The sequence below is a fragment of the uncultured Senegalimassilia sp. genome (assembly GCF_902464545.1).
In the GTDB taxonomy this organism is placed as follows: domain Bacteria; phylum Actinomycetota; class Coriobacteriia; order Coriobacteriales; family Eggerthellaceae; genus Senegalimassilia.
Genome location: NZ_CABQJR010000018.1, coordinates 16,435 through 39,073 on the forward strand (window position 1 = coordinate 16,435; position 22,639 = coordinate 39,073).

Here is a 22,639-nt window from a genome sequence, read left to right on the forward strand (position 1 = left end):
GCGATCCGCCGACGGCGCCGCCGGGCATCGCGCACTATGCGACGGTTTGCGACACAAGAGGAGCAACATGGGATTTTTCGACCGCATCAGCCAAGGGCTGCAACGTTCTCGTGACAAGTTCAAGGAGGAGATGAACGTCCTCCTCGACCGCGGTCCCGACCTTGACGAGGAGTTCTGGGACGGCCTGGAGGAAACGCTCATCCTGGCCGACATCGGCGGAGCGGCGTCGTGCGACATCGTTGAGAACCTGCGCGACCAGGCCACGCGCAAGGCGCTTCCCGATGCCTACGCCGTGCTCGACATGCTCAACGACCAGATCGCCGATACGTTCACGCAAGGCGGTCAGGAGATCCTCGGCGGCGATCCGGCGTGCGTGCTGTTCGTCGGCATCAACGGCACGGGCAAGACCACCACGGTGGGCAAGCTTTCCAAGGAAGCGCACGACGCTGGCCGCAAGGTCATCCTGGGCAGCGCCGACACGTTCCGCGCCGCCGCCATCGAGCAGCTCGAGGTGTGGGCGAAGCGCGCCGACGTGGAGATGGTCACGCGCGAGCGCGGCGCCGATCCGGCAAGCGTGTGCTACGACACCATCGAGCGCGCCGAGGCCGAGGACGCCGACCTGGTGCTCATCGACACCGCCGGGCGCCTTCACACCTCGGCAGATCTTATGCGTGAGCTGGCGAAGGTCGTCAACGTGGTGCGCAAGCGCTCGAAGCTGCCCGTCTACACCGTGCTCGTCATCGACGCCACCACCGGCCAGAACGGCCTGCAGCAGGCGCGCGAGTTCAACCGCGAGCTCGAGCTGGACGCGCTCATCGTCACGAAGCTCGACGGCACGGCCAAGGGCGGCATCGCGCTTGCCGTCAGCCACGAGCTTGAGCTGCCCATCATCAAGATCGGCGTGGGCGAGGGCCTTGACGATCTGCGCGATTTCGACGCCCATGATTTCGCTCGCGCTCTTGTCGGCGCGTTCGATCAGCGCCAAGCCTAACCGCCATGGATACCTCGGCTTGCATCGAACAGGTGTTCCACGCGCCCGACGTGTATCTTGTGCAGGTGCCCTTCGAGAACATCTCCACCTCCGCCACCAATTGCTACGTCATCATGGATCAGGGCGAAGCGCTTGTGGTGGATACCGGCGCGCCTTCCGATGAGGGCGCGAAGGTGCTGTCGGACGCCCTCGACGAGCTGGGCGTGGACCGCGGCCGCGCCAAGTGGTTCCTTACGCACTTCCACCTGGACCATGCCGGCCTGATCGACCGCGTGGTCCCCGAGGGCGCGCCGCTGTTCGTGGGCGGCGTCGAGCTGGGCGAGGCGCGCGTCACGCGCACCGGCGTGTTCGTCGATGCGCTCACGCGGACGTATCGCCAGCAGGGCGTGGCGCTGTCCGACGCCACCACGGCTGCGCGCTTGGGTATCGAGCAGCCCCTGTTCGACCCGCAGCGCCTGCGGACGGCTTTCGTGCGCGGAGGCGACACGGTTACGGTGGGTCGCTACGAGCTGCAGGTCGTGGAAACGCCCGGCCACACGCCCGGGCATCTGTCGTTGTTCGAGCCGCAAAGCCGTATCCTGTTCGGCGGCGACCACGCGTTGTTCGTCATCAGCCCTTCCATCGCGCTGTTCCCGCGCGAAGGCGACGGGCTGCAGGCATACCTTGACAGCATCAAGCGCGTGCAGGACCTGCATATCTCGCAGCTGTTCCATTCGCACGGCCCCATCCGCCCCGATTTCGAGCAGCGCCTCGATTGGCTGGTCCAGCATCACCTGAAGCGACTCGACGAGGTGTGCGGCATCGTCGCGCGCAACCCGCGCTTGTCGGGTTACCAGATCATTCGCGCTATCAGGTGGAACGTGCCCTTCGACGACTGGGAGGACATCCCCATCATGCAGCGCTACATCATGCTCACCCAGGGCATCGTGTACCTGAAGCACCTCGTGGCCGACGGCAGCATTGCAGCGAAAACCTACGGCGACGGCATTCAGCTCTACGAATCCGCAAAGTAAACGGCGGTCATCGCGGCAGGCGGCGGGACGTGAACAGGGGACGGAGGTGTGTTCACGGTTCGTTTTCGGAAGCGCGAACGTTTCCCGTGAACACACCTCCGTCCCCTGTTCACGTGGTTAGCTCCTCGCAATTTGACATCTCGAAGCGGGCCCTTATGGGCTCGCTTCGCTGTTTTGCCGGCCGAAGGTTTCCGCCCGCCGCCCTTCGGCTATAATCCAAAAGATTGTAAGCATACGTGACACGCAAGAAGAGGCGCTTCATGTTCGATAACCTTTCCGATCGCCTGCAAGGCATCTTCTCGGGCTTGCGCGGCAAGGGCCGCCTGACCGAGGACGACATCAACTCCGCCATGCGCGAGGTGCGCATGGCCATGCTCGAAGCCGACGTCAACTTCAAGGTGGTCAAGCAGTTCGTGGCGCGCACGAAGGAGCGCTGCCTTGACGCCGAGGTGCTCGACTCCCTGTCCCCGACGCAAAACGTCATCAAGATCGTCACCGACGAGCTCACTGAGCTGCTCGGCCGCACCGACAGCAAGCTGGTGCTCTCCAGCCGCATCCCCAACATCATCATGTTGGTGGGCCTGCAGGGCTCCGGTAAAACCACCGCAGCCGCCAAGCTGGCGTACCGCCTGAAGCAGGAAGGCCACAGCCCGCTGCTGGCCGCCTGCGACGTGTACCGTCCCGCCGCAGCCGATCAGCTGGAAACGCTCGGCAATGAAATCGGCGTGCGCGTGTTCCGCGGCGACGGCAAGGACCCGGTGGCCATCGCCAAGGGCGGCGTGCAGGACGCCATCGACAACCTGCGCGACGTGGTCATCGTCGACACGGCGGGCCGTTTGCACGTCGACGAGCAGATGATGGAAGAGGCCCAGGCCATCAAGTCGGCCGTCAAGCCCGATCAGATTCTTATGGTCGTCGACGCCATGACCGGTCAGGACGTGGTCAACGTGGCCGCGGCCTTCTCCGAGCGCGTCGATTTCGACGGCGTCATCATGTCGAAGATGGACGGCGACGCCCGCGGCGGCGGCGCGCTTTCCATCCGCGAGGTCACGGGCAAGCCCATCAAGTTCATCAGCGCTGGCGAGAAGCCCGATTCGCTCGAGGAGTTCCATCCCGACCGCATGGCCCGCCGCATCCTGGGCATGGGCGACATGCTCAGCCTCATCGAGTCGGCGGTGAAGGTCCAGCAGCAGGAAGAGGAGCAGGCCGAGACCGAACGTCTCATGAAAAGCCAGCTCACGCTCAACGACTTCGTCACCATGAACCGCCAGATCCGCAAGATGGGCGGCGTCTCCAAGCTCATCAGCGCCCTTCCCGGCGGAGACAAGGCGTTGGGCCAGGGCCAGGTCGACGAGGGCGCGCTCGATCGCATGGAGGTGATCATCAACTCCATGACCAAGGCCGAGCGCGAGAAGCCCGACCTGCTCAACGGCAGCCGCCGTGCCCGCATCGCCGCCGGCGCCGGCGTGTCGGTCACCGAGGTCAACCAGCTCATGAAGAAGTTCAATGAGACGAAGAAGATGATGAAGCGCATGATGCCGGCCGTCGAGGAGATGGGCGGCAAGGGCAAGCGCGGCAAGAAGGGCAAGCGCCGCCGCGGCATCCCGGGCATGGGCGGCATGAAGATGTCGGACCTGAAGAAGATCCAGGACATGATGGGCGACATCAAATAGTTCCGGTCCGCGTGACGGTTGCTGGAGCCGCTCGACAATGCGGTTGCGGGCGCCTCACGAGGCTGCGGCACGCGGCATTCCATCATCGGCTTCGCGGGCGTGGCATATAAGGCCCGTGCTCGTGATGCTTTGTCGGAATGCGATGCATCGTCGGCGTCCTTGCCGGCCTTGCCGGGACACCGGCGCCAGAAGCGCTTGCTCCTGCGACAAGCGCAGGGCTTGGCATAATGTGCGAAACTGAAACCTAGCAGGCGCAACAGGGGAGCGTCTGAAAACGAAAGGGGAAACCAATGGAGCTGCAGATCCGTCCGTACACCGCAGACGATATCAAGGCCATGGTGCGCATCTGGAACGAGGTTGTGGAAGCGGGCGACGCGTTCCCGCAGGTCACGCCGCTGACCGAGCAGAACGCCGACGAGTTCTTCTCCGCTCAGACCGCTACCATGGTGGCCGATGTGAACGGCATCATCTTCGGCATGTACATCCTGCATCCCAACGGCATCGGGCGCTGCGCGCACATCGCCAACGCCAGCTTCGCCGTGGCATCCGCCTCGCGCGGCCTCGGCCTTGGCCGCAAGCTGGTGGAGAACTGCATCGAGACCTGCGGTAAGAAGGGCTTCCGCGGCCTGCAGTTCAACGCCGTGGTCGCCTCCAACGAGGCTGCCCAGCACCTCTACGAGTCCATGGGCTTCACGAAGGTCGGCATGATTCCCGGCGGCTTCATCAACGGCCTCGGCGGCTACGAGGACATGTTCATCTACTACATCGACACGCTCGACACCGCCCAGCCCTGCTGAGGCTGAACGACCGCCCGGTCGGGTTTAGAGGTTCGAGAGGCGTGGGGAATGCAGACTCCCTTCGCCGGCAATCGCAAGGTTGCCACGAGCGCAAGCGATCCGGTTCGTTAGAAGGTGCGGCTCGCGGTTGCTAGGAGGCTTTCGGGCATCTCTCGCGACCCTCCATTTGTCCGCTTTATTCGTGAACACCTGGTGATAACCGAACCGAAGGCTTGTCAATCGAGGCGTTTCGCCTTATCATAAACAACTGCTGTTTTGCTGCGCGCTTTTTTGCGGGCTGGCAAAGAGGATTCAAGTAAGAACAAGAAGGAGTTACTCTTCATGGTTAAGATTCGCCTGGCCCGTCACGGCGCCAAGAAGCGTCCGTACTACCGTATCGTCGTTGCCGATGCCCGTTGCCCGCGCGACGGCAAGTTCATCGACGACATCGGCCGTTACAACCCGCTGACCGAGCCCGCAATGATCAAGATCGACCTGGAGAAGTGCGACAAGTGGCTGGCCAACGGCGCTCAGCCCACCGACACGGTTGCCGCCCTCATCAAGAAGTTCCGCGAGCAGGCGTAAGCTTATGGCAGCGCAGACCGAGGAAATCGCTGGGCTCGTAGAGTCCGTGATCCGTCCGCTCATCGATAACCCGGACGACTTGGTCATCGATGCGCGCGAAACCGAAGATGGCTCCATCTTCGTCGAGGTTCGTGTCAACGAGGAGGACGCGGGCAAGGTCATCGGCCGTCAGGGCCGCGTGATCAAGGCCATCCGCACGCTTGCGCGTGCTGCGGCTTCTTCCACGAACACCCATGTCGACGTGGAGCTGCTCGATTAATGGGCGCTTGGGTTCGCGTAGCCGAATTCACGAAAGCTAAGCACTTGAAGGGAGGGCTCGTCGCGCGTAGCGTGGCGGGTCTCCCTTTTTTGCTTGAAGAGGGCCTCTTTTGCGCTTTCGTGCCTCCGGTGATCGATGTTCCGCGTCAAGGCACCGTGGTGGAGGTCCGTCCCGAGGCCCGGGGCGGCGCTACGGTGTTCTTCGATACCGTCGTCGATGCCAACCAGGCAGATGCCCTGGTGGGCTGCTATGTTCTTGCGCGCCGGGAAGACCTTCCCGATGACGTGCTCGAGCTGCAGGAAGGCGGCATCGAGGGTTTCACGGTGGTGGACGCCGAAGCCGGCATCATCGGCACCGCCGTGGCCATCAACGAAATGCCAGGCCAGCATCTGCTGGAAGTTGCGTGCGAGGGCCAGGAAGGCACCGTGCTCATTCCCGTTGTGGACGAGTTTCTCGAAGGGGTGGATGAGCAGACGCGCTGCATATACGTCAACGTGCCGCAAGGCCTGCTCGATCTGTAACCTGTGGAGGTACCCATGATCATCGAAACGTTGTCCACGTTTCCCGATATGTACGAATCCGTCATGGGCGCTTCCATGATGCGCATCGCCCAAGAAAAGGGCATCCTGGATTTCAAGGCGTACGACCTGCGCGATTGGACGCACGACCGCCATCGCACCACCGACGACGAGCCCTACGGCGGCGGTGACGGCCTGGTCATGAAGTGCGCTCCTATCTTCGAGGCTTACGAATCGCTGTGCGCATCGCCGTGCGGTGGCTCCGATGCGGCCGATAGGGCATCGGGGGAGGGCGCTGCCGACGTTGCCGGCCAGATGCCCGGCGACAGCTCCGGTGCCGCTCAGGCGTCCGGCGAAGGCTCCGCCTCCGCCGCTGCCGATCAGGCGGCTTCCAAGCCCTACACCATCTTCCTGGCCCCGCAGGGCCGCCGTTTCGACGACGCGTGCGCCTGCGAGCTTGCGAAGCAGGATCGCCTGCTGTTCATCTGCGGCCACTACGAGGGCATCGACGAGCGCGCTTACACGCTGGCTGATGAGGTCATCTCGTTGGGCGATTACGTGCTCACCAGCGGTGAGCTGGCATCCATGGTGGTCATCGACGCCGTGGTGCGCAAACTCCCCGGCGTCCTAGGCGCCGAAACGGGCGCCTTGGGCGAAAGCTTCGCCGACGGCTTGCTGGAATACCCGCAGTACACGCGCCCTGCCACCTTCAACGGCATGCAGGTGCCGGCGGTCCTGCTGTCCGGCAACCACGGCGCGGTCGACCGATGGCGCCGCGAGCAAAGCCTCGAGCGCACCTATCGCCTGCGCCCCGACCTGCTCGAGGGCATGGAGCTGCCCGACGCCGACCGGGCATTTCTGCAATCTTTATCGACCGATGGCCGGTAGTGGCCGCAGCGCGGTATCATAGGCAGCTAAGCGCTTATCGGGTGCCGCTTGCGCGGGCCCCGTAGAAAGGAAACGTACATCATCATGGCCGCAGGTCAGCACGCCACGGGGGAAAAGGGCGGAATACTGCGCTCATTTTTGAGCCTTCTCATCATGATCGCATTCGTCCTGGGGCTTTCCTGGGCGCTGCGCACGTACGTCTTCACCGCTTACGAGATCCCCTCCGGCTCCATGGAGGAGACCATCATGACCGGCGACATGGTGTTCGCCGAGAAGGTCAGCTACTATTTCCGCGACCCGCAACCCGGCGACATCGTCACGTTTTCCGATCCCGAGATCCCGGGCCGCACGCTCATCAAGCGCTGCATTGCCACCGCCGGCCAGACCATCAACATCGACGGCGACGGCTTCCTCTACATCGACGGCGTGGCTCAAACCGAAACCTACACCCACGGAAAGCCCACGCTGCCGCTCACCAATTCCACCATCACCTTCCCGTACACCGTTCCTTCCGGTTACATCTGGGTGATGGGCGATAATCGCACCAACTCACAGGATTCGCGATACTTCGGCGCGGTCCCCGCAAGCTCGGTAACGGGCAGGGGCGTGCTGGTATATTGGCCCGTGCCCGACTTCGGCTTGCTGGAGTAGGGGCGCGTCGCCCGACAGTTTTCAAGTAGGCAAGCAAGGACCAGCGGAACCAGACAAGGAGAACCATGTCAACCGAAACCTTCGCCGCGAACGCGACAACGGGATGTGCCGGCTCGCAGCCGCCCACGTTCCAGGACATCGTCATGAACCTGCAGCACTACTGGGCCGCCCAGGGCTGCGTCGTTTTGCAGCCTTACGACGGCGCCGTGGGCGCTGGCACCAACCACACTGCCACCACGCTGCGCTCGTTGGGTCCCGACACCTGGCGTACCTGCTACGTGCAGGGCTGCCGCCGTCCCACCGACGGCCGATACGGCGAGAACCCCAACCGTCTGCAGTACTACTACCAGTTCCAGGTGCTCATGAAGCCCAGCCCGGACAACATCCAGGATCTGTATCTGGGGAGCCTCCGCGCTATCGGCATCGATCCGGACAAGCATGACGTGCGCTTCGTCGAGGACGACTGGGAGTCGCCCACGCTCGGCGCATGGGGCCTTGGCTGGGAGGTGTGGCTCAACGGCATGGAGGTCACGCAGTTCACCTACTTCCAACAGGTGGGCGGCTTCGAGTGCGCTCCCGTGCCCGTGGAGATCGCATACGGCCTTGAGCGCCTGACCATGTACATCCAGGGCGTCGACAGCGTCTACGACATCATCTGGGCCCGCGGCGACGACGGCGTGGAGTTCACCTACGGCGACGTGTACCTGGAGAACGAGCGCGAATTCTCCACGTACAACTTCGAGGTGGGCAACACCGAATTTCTGTTCGAGGCCTTCAACCAGTACGAGCGCGAGGCTGGCCTGTGCCTGGAGCACAATCTGCCGCTGCCCGCCTACGACTGGGTGCTGAAGTGCTGCCATACATTCAATCTGCTCGACGCCCGCGGCGTCATCTCCGCAACCGAGCGCATGGCCTATATCCTGCGCGTGCGCTCCATGGTCAAGGAGTGCTGCGCCTCCTACATCGCCACCGTCGTCGGCGACGATCAGGACGATCAGAACGAGAAAGGGGAGTAACCATGGCCGATAAGCACACTCTCGCGTTCGAGATCGGCGTGGAGGAGATCCCCGCGTTCGACCTTGATTCCGCCAACAAGCAGTTGGAGAAGATGGTGCCCGCGGCGTTTGCCGATGCGCGCATCCCCTACGATTCCATCGAGATCCACTCCAGCCCCCGCCGTCTGATCGTCATGGCGTACGGCGTGGCCGATGCCACCGAGGCGCTCGTGGAGGAGTACAAGGGCCCTGCGGCCAAGATCGCCTTCGACGCCGACGGCAACCCCACCAAGGCGGCCATCGGCTTCGCCCGCGGCAAGGGCCTCTCGCCCGAGAACCTCGAGCGCCGCGAGGTCAACGGCACCGAGTACGTGTTCGCCACAAAGAACATCCCGGCAACGCCCGTGGCCGACCTGCTGCCCGATGTCCTGGCGGGCTTCATCACCGCCATCAAGTGGCCCCGCTCCTGCCGCTGGGCCGCATATCGCGAGTACTTCGTGCGCCCGGTGCGTTGGATCGTGGCCATGCTCGACGACGTCGTGCTGCCCGTCAGCTTCGCCGGCGCCGAGTCCTCCAACTTCACCATGGGCCATCGCGTGCTGGCTCCCGGCAAGCACACGGTCGATACCGCAGAAAACCTGCTCGACGTCATCCGCGCCGCCTACGTGATCCCCACGCAGGCCGAGCGCGAGCGCATCATCCGCGAGGGCGTGGCAGCCATCGAGGCCGAAACCGGCTTCACCGCCGACCTTCCCGCGAAGACGCTGCTCGAGGTGGTCAACCTTTCCGAGTACCCGCAGCCGCTCGTTTCCACCTTCGACGAGGAGTTCCTGCAGGTGCCCGAGGAGATCATCGTTGACGCCATGCTCATGCATCAGCGTTACTTCCCGCTCTACGATGCTGACGGAAAGCTGACGAACAAGTTCATCATCGTCTCCAACGGCAACCCCGAATGCGCCGCCACCATCATCGACGGCAACGAGCGCGTGGTGCGCGCCCGTCTCGACGACGCCAAGTTCTTCTACGAGGAGGACCTCAAGCACCCGCTGGAGTCCTACATCGAGAAGCTCGACAAGGTGGTGTTCCAGGAGTCCCTGGGCACGGTGCGCCAGAAGGCCGAGCGCCTGGAGAAGCTGGCCTGCGCCCTTTCCGCCGACGCTCAGCTCGACGCGGCCGACGCGGCCGACGCGAAGCGCGCCGCGCGCCTGTGCAAGGCCGACCTGGTCACCAATGCCGTCATCGAGTTCACCAGCGTCCAGGGCGTCATGGGCAGCTACTACGCCGCCGCCTCCGGGGAAACCCCGCAGGTCGCCCAGGCCATCGGCCAGCACTATCAGCCGCGCTTCGCCGGCGATGCGCTGCCCGACACCACGGTGGGCAAGCTGGTCGCCTTGGCCGACAAGCTCGACACCATCTGCGGCCTGTTCGCCGTCGGCCAGGGTCCCACCGGCTCTTCCGACCCGTTCGCGCTGCGCCGTAGCGCCATCGGCATCGTGAACATGCTCGAGGCGGGCCTTCCCATCTCGCTTGCCGCCGCCATCGACGAGTCGCTGGCCAGCTTCGCCGCCCAGGGCGTCGCCTTCGACGCGGCCGCCGTGCGCGCCGAGGTCGTGGACTTCTTCGTCACCCGCACCAAGGTCATGCTGCGCGACGCCGGCGTCAACGCCGACACCATCGACGCCGTGCTGGCTGCGGGCGTGGAGGAGCCGGCCGTCATCAGCCAGCGCGCCCACGCGCTCGAGGATGCCCGTGCCAACGATGCCGAAACGTTCGACAACCTGGCCACGGCCCACGCCCGCGCGAACAACCTGCGCAAGCCGGAACTGGGCGAAGACGTGGACGATGCCCTGCTCACCGATCCCGAGCGCGCGCTCGCGGGCGCCGTGGCAACCGCCGAGCAGGCCGTGGCCGCCGCACTGGAGTCCGACGACTTCACAGCCGCATTGTCCCAGCTGGCCGCCCTGCGTGCGCCCATCGACGGCTTCTTCGCCGACGTCATGGTCATGGACGAGGACGCGGCTCTGCGCGACAATCGCCTGCGCCTGCTCAACCGCTTCGTGGCCGTGTTCGCCAACGTGGCCGACTTCGGCAAGATGGCGAAGTCCAAATAAATCCGGTAACCGTTTTCAACCGGTAGCGAAGGGGAGGCGAGGGCAACCTCGCGCACCCCGCAACGCGAAAGCGTGTAAACTTTAAAGGGCGGCGGCCGATACGGTCTGCCGCCCTTTTCCGTATCTACAAGGCACCGTCTGTAAGGAGGACGCCCATGCAAGGCGAGTTCATCGTGCATGAGAACACCACGCCGCTGCCCACCATCCACGTCGTCAGCGACTCGGTGGGGCTTACCGCCCAGGCCCTGGCTCGCGCCGCGGCCGCCCAGTTCGGCGTCACGAACCCCAACATCGAGGTGCTGCCGCACGTGCGCTCGTTCGAGGAGGTCAAGCAGTTCATCGCCGAGCACGGAGAGCTGCACAAGCGCCTAAAGGGCGACGAGAACCTGCTCATCTTCTACACGCTCGTCGACGGCGATCTGCGCCGTAGCCTGTCGGATTATTGCGAGAGCCTGCCCAACGTGGTGGCGGTCGACCTCATGACCGACGCCATGAACGCCATCGCCAAGCTGTCGGGGCAGACCCCCTCGAAGCGCCCTGGCGGCCTGCATGTGGCCGACCAGCACTACTTTCGCCGCATCGAGGCCATCGAGTTCACCATCGCCCACGACGACGGCCGCAACCCGCAGGAGATGACGCAGGCCGATATCGTGCTGCTCGGCGTGTCGCGCTCGTCGAAGACGCCAACCTCTATCTACCTGGCTCAGCAGGGGTATAAGGTTTCCAACATACCCCTCGACCCGTCCACCGAGCCGCCCAAGGAGGTGTTCGAGGTCGATCGCTCGCGCCTGTTCGGCTTGATGACCACCGCCGACGTTTTGGTAGGGATCCGACAACGCCGTCTGGGCAACGCCGCCGTGGCGGCTTCGAAATATGCCGACCCCGAATACGTCTACGAGGACCTCGACCGCGCCCGCGCGCTCATGCGAAAACTGGGGGCTATCGTCATTCACACCGAAAATCGTGCCGTTGAGGAAACCGCTCAAGAGATTTTGCGGTACTACGAACGGGCTCACCCGCAAGGTGCTGATATAGTAATACGGTCCTGATTGAACTAAGTCCCGTTTTCGGACGACCTTACGTTAGGAGTAAGAAAGTGACTGCAGAAGTCAAGCGTGTGTACGCTTTCGGCAAGGACGCCGAGGGCAACAACGTCACCGAGGGCAATACCAATATGAAGGCCATCCTTGGCGGCAAGGGCGCCAACCTGGCCGAGATGGCCAACATCGGCCTGCCGGTGCCTCCGGGATTCACCATCACGTGCCAAACCTGCATGGAGTATGCCAACGCAGACAACACCTGGCCCGAGGGCGCGCTCGACACCATTCACGAGTATCGTCTTGACCTGGAAAAGCGTATCGGCAAGAAGATCGGCGACGCCGAGGACCCGCTGCTGGTCTCCGTGCGCTCCGGCGCTCCCATGTCCATGCCGGGCATGATGGACACGGTTTTGAACCTGGGCCTGAACGATCAGTCCATCAACGGCCTGATCAAGCAGACTGAGAACCCGCGCTTCGCATGGGACTCCTATCGCCGCTTCATCCAGATGTTCTCCAACGTGGTCATGGGCCTGGACGGCGATCTGTTCGAGAACGCCATCAACGTCATGAAGAACAGCCGCAACGCCGCTTCCGACACCGACCTGACCGCAGAGGACCTGCAGGAGCTCGTGGCCGAGTTCAAGAAGATCTTCTCCGAGAACGTCTCCGGCGTCGAGTATCCCAGCCTGCTGGTCGACGGCGTCGTCGCCTTCCCGCAGGACCCCATGGTGCAGCTCAAGCTGGCCATCGAGGCCGTGTTCGGCAGCTGGAACAACCCCCGCGCCGTCCTGTACCGCAAGAAGAACAAGATCGCCGATGACCTGGGCACCGCCGTCAACGTGCAGTCCATGGTGTTCGGTAACAAGGGCAACTCCTCGGCCACCGGCGTCGCGTTCACGCGCAACCCCGCCAACGGCCAGAAGGAGTTCTACGGCGACTACCTGGTCAACGCCCAGGGCGAGGACGTCGTGGCAGGCATCCGCAACACCAGCCCCATCGCCGAGCTGAAGCACGTCGAAGGCCTTGAAGAGGCCGGCAAGCAGCTCGAGGAGATCTTCGTCGTCCTCGAGAACCATTTCCGCGACATGTGCGACATCGAGTTCACCATCGAACAGGGCAAGCTGTACATGCTGCAGACCCGCGTCGGCAAGCGCACCGCCGCCGCCGCGTTGCACATCGCCATCGAAATGGAGAAGGAGGGCCTCATCTCCAAGGAAGAGGCCGTCATGCGCGTCGAGCCCGAGCAGCTCGACCAGCTGCTGCACCCGCAGTTCGACAAGAACGCCGAGTACGACGTGCTGGCCCGCGGCCTGAACGCCTCCCCGGGCGCTGCCGTCGGCGAGGCCGTGTTCTCCGCTGCCGACGCCGTGGCCGCCGCAGAGGCCGGCCGCAAGTGCGTGCTCGTCCGCTGGGAGACCAACCCCGACGACCTGGCCGGCATGATCGCCGCCGAGGGCATTCTGACCAGCCATGGCGGCAAGACCTCCCATGCTGCCGTTATCGCCCGCGGCATGGGCGCCCCGTGCGTGTGCGGCGTCGAGGCCCTCAAGATCGACGCTGAGAAGAAGCAGGCCGTCGTCACCGGCACCGATGTCGTCATCAAGGAAGGCGACATGATCTCGCTGGACGGCACCACCGGCATCGTGGTGCTCGGCGCCGTCGAGCTGGTGCTTCCCGAGCTCACCGGCGACCTGGACACCATCCTGGAGTGGGCCGACGAGTTCCGCACCCTGGGTGTGCGCGCCAACGCCGACAACCCCGAGGACGCTCAGCTGTCCCGCGACTTCGGCGCGCAGGGCATCGGCCTGTGCCGTACCGAGCACATGTTCCTGGGCGATCGCAAGCAGATCATCCAGACCTTCATCCTGAACGAGGACGAGGATATCCGCCAGAAGGCCGTCGACCAGCTGTTCGAGGCTCAGACGGGCGACTTCTACGGCATGTTCAAGGCCATGGACGGCCTGCCGGTCATCGTGCGTCTGCTCGATCCGCCGCTGCATGAGTTCCTGGAGAGCCCGCGTGCCCTCGACGTCGAGATCGCCCGCCTCGAGGCCACCGGCGGCGACAAGGGCGTCATCGCCGAGAAGCGCGCCCTCATGGAGCAGATCGACGCCATGGCGGAGGCCAACCCCATGCTGGGTCTTCGCGGCTGCCGCCTGGGCATCGTGTACCCCATCCTCCCTGTGATGCAGGTGCGCGCCATCGCAACCGCCGCCGCCCAGCTGAAGAAGGAGGGCCTGGACCCGCAGCCCGAGATCATGATCCCGCTGGTGTCCGTGGTTCCCGAGCTGGCCAAGCTGCGCGAGGTCGCCGAGCAGACCATCGCCGAGGTTGCCGCCGAGCAGGGCGTCGAGCTGAACATCCAGATCGGCACCATGATCGAGCTGCCGCGCGCTGCCGTCACTGCTGACGAGATCGCCACGAAGGCGGACTTCTTCTCCTTCGGCACCAACGACCTCACCCAGACGACGTTCGGCTTCAGCCGCGACGACGTCGAGGCCGAGTTCATCCCGCAGTACTTGCAGGAGCGCCTGCTGCCCTTCAACCCGTTCGCAACGGTCGACCCCGGCGTTGCCAAGCTGGTGAAGATGGGCGTCGAGCTGGGTCACCAGGGCAACCCCGACCTGACCTGCGGCGTGTGCGGCGAGCACGGCGGCGATCCGGACTCCATCCACACGTTCAACGCCATCGGCCTTGACTACGTGTCCTGCAGTCCCTACCGCGTGCCGCTGGCCCGTCTGGCCGCCGGCCAGGCTGCCATCGAGGCCAAGAAGGCCCAGTAGGCTAGCGTTTGCGCAATAGTCGCATCATGAAGGGAGCTCCCGCATGCGGGAGCTCCCTTTTTTTGTCAGATGTGAGCGGGGTGTACCTGTGAAACGAAGGGGGTTCCGCCACGAGCAAGATCACGAAATGCGAAGGGAGCTCCTGATAAGGGAGCTCCCCATTTCTTCGGGCAGGCGCAATTTCTCTTTCTTCCAGCAAGTGTAGGATGTTCCTGCTTCCGGCAAGCGTAGGTTCTTCCAGGGAAACGAAGGGAGCTCCCATATGGGAGCTCCCTTCGTTTCGCGATGAGCCACGCCGTCTTCACAACGTTTTGGCTCGCTTGTCGTTCTCGATCATGCGCGTCGTGCTGAGCGGCGGGTTTACTTGACGGCGGATTCTGCGATCTGCTTTCCGGTCTTGTAATCAACCCAGCCCTCCGGCATGCTTGCCGCGGCGTCGTTGTGGCACTGCGTGCACTGCATCACCGATGCGCGATGCGATTTATGGCAATCGCTGCAGTTTGCTTCGCCGTGATGGTTGCTATGCGGGTTGAACGCTTTGTCTGCAGTCGCCTTCATCAAGTCCTCGCGCGTGGAGATCTCGGTGCCGCTTGCATCGACATGGCAGCCGCTTTTCAGGCAGAAGGCGGCCTCGTCGCTTGCGTTCTGCCCGGAATTCTCTTGCAAAGCGGAAATGCTGACTTCAGAAAGCGGGTAGTAATAATCGCCCGTGATAGTCTCGGTCACCTCGCCGATTTGCTGATTGATGCTCGGGACGTGGCACGACAGGCATTCTACGCCGGCTTCTTTATGCGTGACCACCAACATGGCGTTCGAATTCGTCACGTCGTTGCCCCATTTGTCCGTCGCTTGCGCGTTAGGTTGCGCTTCGTACGTTGCAACGTACGTGCTCATGGGCGTGTGGCACACGCCGCAAAAACCCGGCGTGTTGTGCCATGTCCAAAAACCGATGCCCGCCAGCACCACAACCGCAACGACGATACCTGCTATCAGCGGTTTTTTGCTCTTCTTGCTGCACGCGTCCACGCTGTTCGTCGGCGTTTCCATGGTGTGCTCCTTTTATCTCGGTTCAAATAAGACGCTGAGCGCCCGGAGGGAGATGGAGGGCGCTCAGCTTAGGGGGATGATCCGTTCGGGGGCGTTTCGAGGACGACGAACGCTCCGAAACGCCTATCCGAAGGTCATGGGTTTTACAGTTCGGCCACGTACTTGCCGATCACATAGCCCTGCGTGTGGGCACGGCCAAGGGACAAGCCCGGCATCCACATGGTGTAGTCGACGCCGGCGAAGAAGTTACCGGCAACGTTGCCGATGGCGAACAGGCCGGGAATCGGCTCCTCGGTACCGTCCTTGAGCACCTGCATGTGCTTGTCGACGTTCACGCCGGACACGATGGCCGATACGCGCACATGGCGATGGATGCCGTAGAACGGCGGGGTGTCGATGGGCGTGAGCCACTTGGCCTGCTTGCCGAAGTCCTCGTCGCTGCCCTTCGCAACCAGCTCGTTGTAGCGCTCGACGGCCTTCTTGAACGCGGCCGCGTCGGTGATGCCCAGCTTCTTGGCAAGTTCGTCAAGGGTATCCGCCTTAAACGTTGCGATCTGCCCCTCGAAAACGCCCTTTTTCTCGCCGGGCTCTTCGGGCATGTACGCCTTGATGGCCTCCTGGTCGAACAGCTTGCCCGGCCAGCTTGCAGCCGTCTCGGTGTAGTTGTTGTCGAAGATCTGGCAGTAGTTGCCCTGATCGGCGTCGCTGCGCAGGAAGTTGTTCATAAGCGACATGCCGCAGGTCTCATCGCAGAAGCGCGTGCCGTCCATCTTCACAGCCAAAAACGGCATATCGCACATGGAGCCCGGACCGGCGTCGAAGTCATGGAGCATCTTCGTGTGACCGAGGTCCTCCATCGCGCCGCCGGCCCAAATGGCCATCTTGTGTCCGTCGCCGGTCTTGTTCGTCTGCTTGCGGCCGAGGTGTTTCAGGTCCGGAAGATAGTAGTTCACCATCTCGTCGTCGTTTTGGTAATCGCCGGCAGCCAGGATAACGCCCTTTTTCGCGTTGAACTGAATGTTGCCCTCGGCGCCCTTGGCGATAACGCCCGTGATGCCCGATGCGTCGCCCACCAGCTGTTTCGCCTCGGTGGAGTAGAAGAAGTCAACACCCTGCTTTTCCGCGTACTCGGCCAACGCCTTCATGCCTTCGCCGGTGTTGTAGGGCTTCGGACCAAAGTCGATGGACAAGTAGTTCATCTCGTAGTCGTTGACCTTCGCAATGCCTGACGTCCACTTCTTCGTGGTGTCGGAGACCTGCGCGCCGCATTGCTGTGCCAGGTTGAACAGCCATGTGATGGCCTCGCCGGAGTTCTTCGCCCACAGCTCCACCTGTTCGCGCTTAGCGCGGTAATCATGCTCGGAGATCAGCTTCGACACCACGGCCTCGACGCCGGCGGGGTCGGACTTGTCAAGCAGGATGCCCGTTGCGGTGTTGCCTTGCGAGATGGCGGTGCTTTCCTTCTGGATGACGGCGACGCTCGCGCCTGCTTCCTTGGCGGTGATGGCGGCGGGGATGCCTGCAGCACCAGCGCCTACGATCACGACGTCGTAATCCTTCGTGGTTTTCACGTCCTTGATCGGCTCGGGTGCGCTCAGGAAGCTCGGAAGCCCTGCGCGCTCATGGCCTGCCGCGGTGGTTGCGGCGGTCGAGCCGCCGTTTGCCGCCTTGCCTGAATCGGATGCGCTCGATGCCGCTTTCGGTGCGCAGCCGCCCAGAAGCGATGCTCCCGCGACGCCTGCTGCCGCCAGCCCGCTCATCTTGAGCAGATCGCGACGCGACATTTCCTTGGACATGAGTAACTCCTTTCGGTATGCGAGCCCCGCATTTCGCCTGCATGCTCGACGGGGCAGAGCAACGATCCCTTCGCCCTCCAAAACTCGTTGCTGTGCCCTGCACAATATCTTCACAAACGCGTCGATTCATCAGCCTTTTGGGAAATCAGGGGGATTATTTCCATAACCCCTTGAAATAACCCGCTCTTGAACAGGCAATACTCGCGCAACCGTTTCTGAGTGCATTAGCGTTGCGCTTAAACAGTCGTATACAATGAGGGAAGGGAGAGGGGGTTATATGGATGCATAACCCCAATTGGACAAGGTGATGGGGGGACGGTTTTGCACAGTTCGGATGTAGCGGCGCAGAGCGTGGCGCAAGCGAAGCCGTCGAACGGCGAACAAGCGCAAGGGAAGCAGGCACGCCGTTCGTTGCGGGATGTGCTGGTGCCCATCCCTTTGGCGTTTCTAGGGTTGGGCGTGTACCGCGCCTGGATAGAGATCACCTTTGTGGGGTCGTTCGTCGGCTTCTCGGCTTTTTCCGTTTCCATGCGCGACATCTTCGATCTCACCGCCATCGTCGAAATGCTGGCGTGCGTGGCGCTTGCGCGCAGGATCGGCCCGCTGTTCAACAGAGCCCGGGTATATATCCTTTGCGGCAGTTTCATGCTGCTGTCAACCGTGCTGCTGTTCGCGTCGTGTTTCATGCCGTCGCTCGCGCTGCTGCTTGGCTTTGCAAGCTCTGTATTCGGCGGTCTGGGCCTGGGCTTGATTATCTTGATCTTCAGCGAACTGTATGGATGCTTGAATCCCATCCGCGTAACGCTGTATTACGCGTCATCCCTGGTGTTCGGTGCGCTGATCGTGTATGTGTACATGGGCTTTAAGATGCCGTGGCTGTTTGCGATGACGGCGTTGCTTCCCGTAGCGGCGCTGCTGTGCGCTCGACGCGGCTTCGAGTTGCTGCCTGAAGGCGAACGGCCGCAGAAAACGTGGGTGAGCGTCTCCGTGCCGTGGAAGATCATGCTGCTCATGGGCTTCTTCGCGTTTTCGTACGGCATCATCGAATCGAGTGCTTATCGTGGCGCGTTCGGACCGCATTCATCGCCGGGAACGTTTATCGTGGCAGTGCTCGTGGTTATCGGTGTGCTGGTGCAACGCGATAAATTCGATTTCAACGTGCTTTGCCGCATCGCGTTGCCGTTGACGGTGGTTGCGTTGTTCTCCATTTCCGTGTTTGGTTTTGCAGACGATGTGTTCGGCGGGTATTGCGTGGCAGGTGGCTACACCGCGTTTACCATCCTGATCATGGTGCTGTGCTCGAACCTGTGCTATCGCTATGGCGTGTCGGCGATATGGCTGTTCGGTTTGGAGCGCAGCCTTCGCCTGGTGTTCATGTTTCTTGGCCGGTGCGTATACGAATACGGGTCGATGATCGATGTCGGCGGTGTGCATGGCACCACCATCGCCATCGGGATAGCTATCGTCGCCGTGATCATGGGGACGTTCGTGCTGCTATCTCAAAAGGAGCTGTCCAATACATGGGGAGCGTCGTTTTTCGATGGCTCAGGGGCTGATGGCCAGGCCGTGCGCAAGCAGGAGATCGTGGATCGCTGCGAGCTTTTAGCGAAGCGGTTCGGGTTGACGTCGCGTGAGACCGAGGTGCTCATGCTTCTGGCGCAACGCAAAACCGTCGGGCAGATCGAGCACGAGCTGTTCATCGCTAACGGTACCGCGAAAGCGCATGTGCGCCATGTGTATCAGAAGTTCGATATCCATTCGCGTGAGGAACTGTTCGACCTGATCGGCATCGATGGGCTGCACAGCAACGCGGAGGCTCCGGTCGAAGAGCTCGCTGCTGGCAAGCACGCCTGACCGGCGCTGCGCTATCGTTCGATGGGGCGCAGCTGCGTGAGGGTGCTCAGACGCTCGGCTTCCTCGCGTTGCTGCAGGTCGGCCATCACCACGTGGCCTGCCATGGCGATATCGCGGCACTTTTCGGGGGCAAGGTGCGAGAATGCGCTTTCCCCTGGCTATTTGGGGCGAAATCGCGTAGTGCGGTGCGTCACAGGTCGAGCAGCTTGTGGCGCAGCGCGTAATCGACGGCATCGGCGCGTGTTTTCAGATGAAGCTTCTTGTATATCTTGCTACGATGCGCCTCGACTGTTTTCACGGACAGGAACATCATCTTGCTGATCTCCTTGTTGGTGTGCCCGCGGGCTATCAGCTGCAAGATCTCCAGTTCACGGCTGGACAGTTGTTGGATTGACGGGTCGCTTGAGCCGCTCGTTGTGTGTTTTGCCAACAGCTCGACCATGGTCGGGTGGATATAGCTGCCGCCGTTGGCAACGTCGTGCACGGCCTGGCGCAGTTGCTCAGGCGTGGAGTTCTTCAACACGTATCCTGCCGCTCCTCCGCGCAGCGTGTACAGCAGGTATTCCGGTTCTGCGAACATGGTGAGGATAACCACTTTGGTATCTGGGAAATCCTTTGCCGTCTTCTCGCACGCGATAAGCCCGCTTTGCCCGGGCGGCATGGATATATCCAACAGCAGCACGTCGGGCTTGTAGCGGGCCACCAGGGAATATGCCTCCGTTCCCTCAGCGGCTTCGGCCACAACCTCGATATCGGGATCGGCGTCGAGCAGCATTTTTATGCCGGTACGTACCACTACATGGTCATCGGCGAGCACTACGCTGATCATCGCGCATCGCCCTCCTCCGTCGAACGCATAGGCGTGACCAAGGTGACGCGCGTGCCGTGCTCGTTTGATTCGATGGAAAGCGTGGCGCCTACCTGGTTGGCGCGCTCTTGCATGCCGAGCAACCCGCAGCCGTTGCCCTTGATGGCGGGATGCGCCACGTCGAAGCCGCAGCCTTCATCGACTATGCTGATGTGAAGCCAGTTGCCGGCAGTCTCAACGCCTACGGTCACGGCATCCGATCCGGAGTACTTGCAGGCGTTCGTCATGGCTTCCTGGCAAATGCGATAGGCTTGCGTTTCCAATGCGCGATCGAAGCGGGGCAGGGAGAGCTGGCCTTCGAAGCGGATGGCGGAGCCATAGGTTTTCTCTAGCAGCAAAGCTTGGCTGCGCAGAGCGGGCACGAACCCCAAATGATCAAGCGAGCTGGGGCGCAGCATCACGGAAATGTTGTGTAGCTCATCGAGCACGCCGTTGATGCCGCCGCGTGCCTCTTCAAGGATATCGGCGCCTTCTGCGTCGACGTGGTCCGTAAGGCGTTGCAACGTGAACGTGACGGTCAGAAGCTCCTGTGCCACGCCATCGTGCAGCTCGCGCGAAATGCGCCGCCGTTCTTCCTCTTGCGCGCCTATGACACGAGCCAAATCGCCGCGCAACAGCTTCGGCGCGCCCGTCTCGTCGGTGTCGCGCACGCCGGCGAAAGAGGTATCGCCCGAGATGTCGATAAACGCGGCTTCACTTCGGTCGCCGGCTTCTCCAAGTCCTATGAACCCTTCGGAAACCACCTCGAGCCCGCAAAACGTCCCACGCAGCTCATCGGTTATAAGCGCACGGAACGTTTCCGCATGCGACGGATCGACGTTGCGGAAAGCGCATAGCAGCACGGCTACCACATGGTCTGCGCGTTTGAGGGGCAAAGCGCAAAAGCTGCGCAGGTCCTCGGCGAACACGATGGGATAGGACGAGTATTCGCGAGGGTCCATTTCCGAATCGATGTCGGTGAACAGCATGGGTTTGCCGGTTTTCAGCACGATGCCGCCGATGCCATGTCCAGGTGCCAGCGCGATGCGACGATGGCGATTGCTGGTCTCGCCTGCGCTGTAGATCCATTTTAGCGGAGCCCCTAGAAACGCGGTGATGCCCATGGATGCGAAGTCGAAGCGGAAGCGCTCGCGCAGTGCGTCGACCGCTTGCTGGAACGCGGCGTTCTTCCCCGAAATCGTTGCCTGGTCGAAGTTCGATGCCCCCATGATGTCCCCTTCCATGACCAAAAGCATCTTAAACGCTTCTGCGTGTTCCGCGCAGAGACAACCTAGTAACAATAGCAGGTTGTAAGCGGCACCGACGAAATCATAGGGTTTTGCCCGTCTGTTTGGGGGAGGGTTCGCTACCCGTGCGCGCGTCAAGCGCATGGGCATGCGCGATGCGTGTACCGTTAGATGCGGAGAGAAGCGCCTGCAAGAAGGGAGGAAGATGGAGATGATGAAGGCAAAAGGGAGCAAGGCGATCGTTTGGACTACCGCTTTGTGCGCATTCGGACTGGTTGTGGGCCTCTCGGCTTGTGCGCCGAATGCCGACAAGGCGGGACGTGCCGATCAGAAGGCAACCGACAAGCCGGTCGCGCAACAAGTCGAGCAGACGCCCGATGCCGATGAGTATGGCGTGGTGCATGCCGATCAATGGGCCGGCGATTATCCATATCAGTATCAAACCTATAAGCAAAACGACGCTAACGGCACCGAGGGCAAGCACGATTACCTGCAGCTGTATCCTGCGCTGAACACCATGTACAAGGGATACGCCTTTGCGCTTGGCTACGACGAGGCGCACGGCCATACGCACTCGCTCGATACGGTGAAGGAAACGCCGCGTACGCAGAAAAAGGAGCAGCTCGCCAACTGCATCTCGTGCAAGACCCCGCAATATACCGCGTTGGTGAATGCGGAGGGCGATACGGCCTATCAAGGCAAATTCAAGGACATGATCGATCAGTTCGACGAGCCCATCAGCTGCTATAACTGCCATGAGAACGACCCCACCCAATTGGTCGTGGGCAACAAATTCTTCGTGAGGGCGCTCGGCGACGACGTGAACAACGAGAAGAAGGCGCCGCTGGCCAGCCAAACGTGCGGTCAGTGCCACAACGAGTATTATTTCGATCCGACCACGAAGGCGACGACGAACCCCTACACCGGCACCGATCAGATGACGCCCGATGCCATCCTCGCCTATTACGATGACATGAACTTCTCCGACTGGAATCATGCCGACACCATGGCGCCTATGATCAAGGTGCAGCATCCGGAGTTCGAAACCATCTACGGCGGGGAATCCACCACCATGGCGCGCATCGGATACACCTGCTCCGACTGCCATATGGGCACCGAGGTCGCCGAGGACGGCACCGCATACACGTCTCATGATTGGATCAGCCCGCTTGAGAACGAGGATATGCTGGCAAACGACTGCAACAACTGCCATGCCGACCTGAAGAGCGAAGTTGCGGCTACGCAGGCCAAGGAAGAGCAGCGCGTCACCTCGATCAGCGAGAAGATCGAGGATATGACGAACAAGATCGCCGGCAAGTACGCTGACGAGATCGCCTCGATCAAGGCCGCCAAGGACGCCGGCAACAAGCAGGCTCCTTCCGATGAGCTTGCCGCCCTGTGGAAACTGCAGCGCAACGCGCAGTTCTACTGGGATTTCGTGATGGTCGAGAACAGCGAGGGCGCTCACAACCCCGATTTGACGTTCGAAACCCTGGACAAGGCCGAAGCGGCGGCCGACCAGGCATTGTCCATGCTCGGATAAAGCGTAGGCGACATTCTCTCCG

General features: G+C 62.2%; 18 protein-coding genes and 1 pseudogene. 15 read left to right on the forward strand and 4 right to left on the reverse strand.

The window, feature by feature from the left end:
* The first annotated feature begins 67 nt into the window (after positions 1 to 67).
* The 13 genes and pseudogenes from ftsY (at position 68) to ppdK (ending at position 14,283) form a co-directional block, all read left to right on the forward strand.
* A complete protein-coding gene (ftsY, locus tag RDW26_RS06240) occupies positions 68 to 991 on the forward strand; it encodes a signal recognition particle-docking protein FtsY (RefSeq protein WP_307980626.1) in 924 nt (307 codons plus the stop codon).
* A gap of 5 nt (positions 992 to 996) precedes the next feature.
* Positions 997 to 2,004 carry an MBL fold metallo-hydrolase gene (locus RDW26_RS06245; protein WP_307982933.1) on the forward strand — a complete coding sequence of 336 codons (1,008 nt, stop codon included), beginning with the start codon at positions 997 to 999 and terminating at the stop codon, positions 2,002 to 2,004.
* Between the two features lie 260 nt (positions 2,005 to 2,264).
* The gene (gene ffh / locus RDW26_RS06250) at positions 2,265 to 3,677 is read left to right on the forward strand and encodes a signal recognition particle protein (RefSeq protein WP_307982934.1); all 1,413 of its coding nucleotides are present in this window, start codon (positions 2,265 to 2,267) and stop codon (positions 3,675 to 3,677) included.
* 290 nt (positions 3,678 to 3,967) lie between these two features.
* Positions 3,968 to 4,474, forward strand: a complete 507-nt coding sequence (locus tag RDW26_RS06255; RefSeq protein ID WP_042434501.1) for a GNAT family N-acetyltransferase — start codon at positions 3,968 to 3,970, stop codon at positions 4,472 to 4,474.
* Positions 4,475 to 4,795: 321 nt separating this feature from the next.
* Positions 4,796 to 5,035 (forward strand): annotated as a pseudogene (gene rpsP / locus RDW26_RS06260) (30S ribosomal protein S16); the annotation flags it as partial.
* A 7-nt stretch (positions 5,036 to 5,042) separates the two neighbouring features.
* On the forward strand, positions 5,043 to 5,297 hold the full coding sequence (locus RDW26_RS06265; protein ID WP_042434496.1) for a KH domain-containing protein: 255 nt from the start codon (positions 5,043 to 5,045) through the stop codon (positions 5,295 to 5,297).
* A 158-nt stretch (positions 5,298 to 5,455) separates the two neighbouring features.
* Complete coding sequence (locus RDW26_RS06270) at positions 5,456 to 5,818, forward strand: hypothetical protein (RefSeq protein WP_307982935.1); 363 nt, start codon at positions 5,456 to 5,458, stop codon at positions 5,816 to 5,818.
* Positions 5,819 to 5,833: 15 nt separating this feature from the next.
* Positions 5,834 to 6,703, forward strand: a complete 870-nt coding sequence (trmD, locus tag RDW26_RS06275) for a tRNA (guanosine(37)-N1)-methyltransferase TrmD (protein WP_307982936.1) — start codon at positions 5,834 to 5,836, stop codon at positions 6,701 to 6,703.
* An 84-nt stretch (positions 6,704 to 6,787) separates the two neighbouring features.
* Positions 6,788 to 7,354, forward strand: coding sequence for a signal peptidase I (gene lepB, locus RDW26_RS06280; protein WP_307982937.1), 567 nt, complete (start codon positions 6,788 to 6,790; stop codon positions 7,352 to 7,354).
* Positions 7,355 to 7,419: 65 nt separating this feature from the next.
* Positions 7,420 to 8,370 (forward strand): glycine--tRNA ligase subunit alpha, encoded by a 951-nt coding sequence (gene glyQ, locus RDW26_RS06285; RefSeq protein ID WP_042434484.1) that lies wholly within the window; start codon positions 7,420 to 7,422, stop codon positions 8,368 to 8,370.
* A 2-nt stretch (positions 8,371 to 8,372) separates the two neighbouring features.
* Positions 8,373 to 10,460 (forward strand): glycine--tRNA ligase subunit beta, encoded by a 2,088-nt coding sequence (glyS, locus tag RDW26_RS06290; protein WP_307982938.1) that lies wholly within the window; start codon positions 8,373 to 8,375, stop codon positions 10,458 to 10,460.
* 155 nt (positions 10,461 to 10,615) lie between these two features.
* Entirely contained in the window at positions 10,616 to 11,509 is an 894-nt protein-coding gene (locus tag RDW26_RS06295; RefSeq protein WP_294415435.1) for a pyruvate, water dikinase regulatory protein, read from the forward strand.
* A 47-nt stretch (positions 11,510 to 11,556) separates the two neighbouring features.
* Complete coding sequence (gene ppdK / locus RDW26_RS06300) at positions 11,557 to 14,283, forward strand: pyruvate, phosphate dikinase (RefSeq protein ID WP_307982939.1); 2,727 nt, start codon at positions 11,557 to 11,559, stop codon at positions 14,281 to 14,283.
* Positions 14,284 to 14,643: 360 nt separating this feature from the next.
* Here ppdK and RDW26_RS06305 read toward each other — a convergent pair whose 3' ends face one another.
* Together RDW26_RS06305 and RDW26_RS06310 are read right to left on the reverse strand one after the other, a co-directional pair.
* A complete protein-coding gene (locus tag RDW26_RS06305; protein WP_307982940.1) occupies positions 14,644 to 15,330 on the reverse strand; it encodes a cytochrome c3 family protein in 687 nt (228 codons plus the stop codon).
* Positions 15,331 to 15,473: 143 nt separating this feature from the next.
* Positions 15,474 to 17,126 (reverse strand): FAD-binding protein, encoded by a 1,653-nt coding sequence (locus RDW26_RS06310; protein ID WP_114620376.1) that lies wholly within the window; start codon positions 17,124 to 17,126, stop codon positions 15,474 to 15,476.
* A 321-nt stretch (positions 17,127 to 17,447) separates the two neighbouring features.
* On the opposite strand from RDW26_RS06310, the gene RDW26_RS06315 reads away from it, so the two are divergent.
* Positions 17,448 to 18,980, forward strand: a complete 1,533-nt coding sequence (locus RDW26_RS06315) for a helix-turn-helix transcriptional regulator (protein ID WP_307982941.1) — start codon at positions 17,448 to 17,450, stop codon at positions 18,978 to 18,980.
* Between the two features lie 190 nt (positions 18,981 to 19,170).
* On the opposite strand, the gene RDW26_RS06320 is transcribed toward RDW26_RS06315, so the two are convergent.
* Together RDW26_RS06320 and RDW26_RS06325 are read right to left on the reverse strand one after the other, a co-directional pair.
* Positions 19,171 to 19,809, reverse strand: a complete 639-nt coding sequence (locus RDW26_RS06320; protein ID WP_374110312.1) for a response regulator — start codon at positions 19,807 to 19,809, stop codon at positions 19,171 to 19,173.
* On the reverse strand, positions 19,806 to 21,056 hold the full coding sequence (locus RDW26_RS06325) for an ATP-binding protein (RefSeq protein ID WP_307982942.1): 1,251 nt from the start codon (positions 21,054 to 21,056) through the stop codon (positions 19,806 to 19,808). Before RDW26_RS06325 ends, RDW26_RS06320 begins: the two co-directional genes overlap by 4 nt.
* 223 nt (positions 21,057 to 21,279) lie before the next feature.
* Here RDW26_RS06325 and RDW26_RS06330 point away from each other — a divergent pair, with 223 nt between their 5' ends.
* Positions 21,280 to 22,617, forward strand: a complete 1,338-nt coding sequence (locus RDW26_RS06330) for an ammonia-forming cytochrome c nitrite reductase subunit c552 (protein WP_307982943.1) — start codon at positions 21,280 to 21,282, stop codon at positions 22,615 to 22,617.
* Positions 22,618 to 22,639 lie beyond the last annotated feature (22 nt).

Bases quoted from the DNA above. Each gene is read 5' to 3' on its own strand.
- trmD (WP_307982936.1), top strand. From the start codon at position 5,834: ATGATCATCGAAACGTTGTCCACGTTTCCCGATATGTACGAATCCGTC.
- glyQ (WP_042434484.1), top strand. From the start codon at position 7,420: ATGTCAACCGAAACCTTCGCCGCGAACGCGACAACGGGATGTGCCGGC.
- RDW26_RS06295 (WP_294415435.1), top strand. From the start codon at position 10,616: ATGCAAGGCGAGTTCATCGTGCATGAGAACACCACGCCGCTGCCCACC.
- RDW26_RS06330 (WP_307982943.1), top strand. From the start codon at position 21,280: ATGGAGATGATGAAGGCAAAAGGGAGCAAGGCGATCGTTTGGACTACC.
- RDW26_RS06255 (WP_042434501.1), top strand. From the start codon at position 3,968: ATGGAGCTGCAGATCCGTCCGTACACCGCAGACGATATCAAGGCCATG.
- lepB (WP_307982937.1), top strand. From the start codon at position 6,788: ATGGCCGCAGGTCAGCACGCCACGGGGGAAAAGGGCGGAATACTGCGC.
- RDW26_RS06265 (WP_042434496.1), top strand. From the start codon at position 5,043: ATGGCAGCGCAGACCGAGGAAATCGCTGGGCTCGTAGAGTCCGTGATC.
- glyS (WP_307982938.1), top strand. From the start codon at position 8,373: ATGGCCGATAAGCACACTCTCGCGTTCGAGATCGGCGTGGAGGAGATC.
- RDW26_RS06245 (WP_307982933.1), top strand. From the start codon at position 997: ATGGATACCTCGGCTTGCATCGAACAGGTGTTCCACGCGCCCGACGTG.
- RDW26_RS06305 (WP_307982940.1), bottom strand. From the start codon at position 15,330: ATGGAAACGCCGACGAACAGCGTGGACGCGTGCAGCAAGAAGAGCAAA.
- RDW26_RS06320 (WP_374110312.1), bottom strand. From the start codon at position 19,809: ATGATCAGCGTAGTGCTCGCCGATGACCATGTAGTGGTACGTACCGGC.
- ffh (WP_307982934.1), top strand. From the start codon at position 2,265: ATGTTCGATAACCTTTCCGATCGCCTGCAAGGCATCTTCTCGGGCTTG.
- RDW26_RS06325 (WP_307982942.1), bottom strand. From the start codon at position 21,056: ATGGGGGCATCGAACTTCGACCAGGCAACGATTTCGGGGAAGAACGCC.
- RDW26_RS06310 (WP_114620376.1), bottom strand. From the start codon at position 17,126: ATGTCCAAGGAAATGTCGCGTCGCGATCTGCTCAAGATGAGCGGGCTG.
- ftsY (WP_307980626.1), top strand. From the start codon at position 68: ATGGGATTTTTCGACCGCATCAGCCAAGGGCTGCAACGTTCTCGTGAC.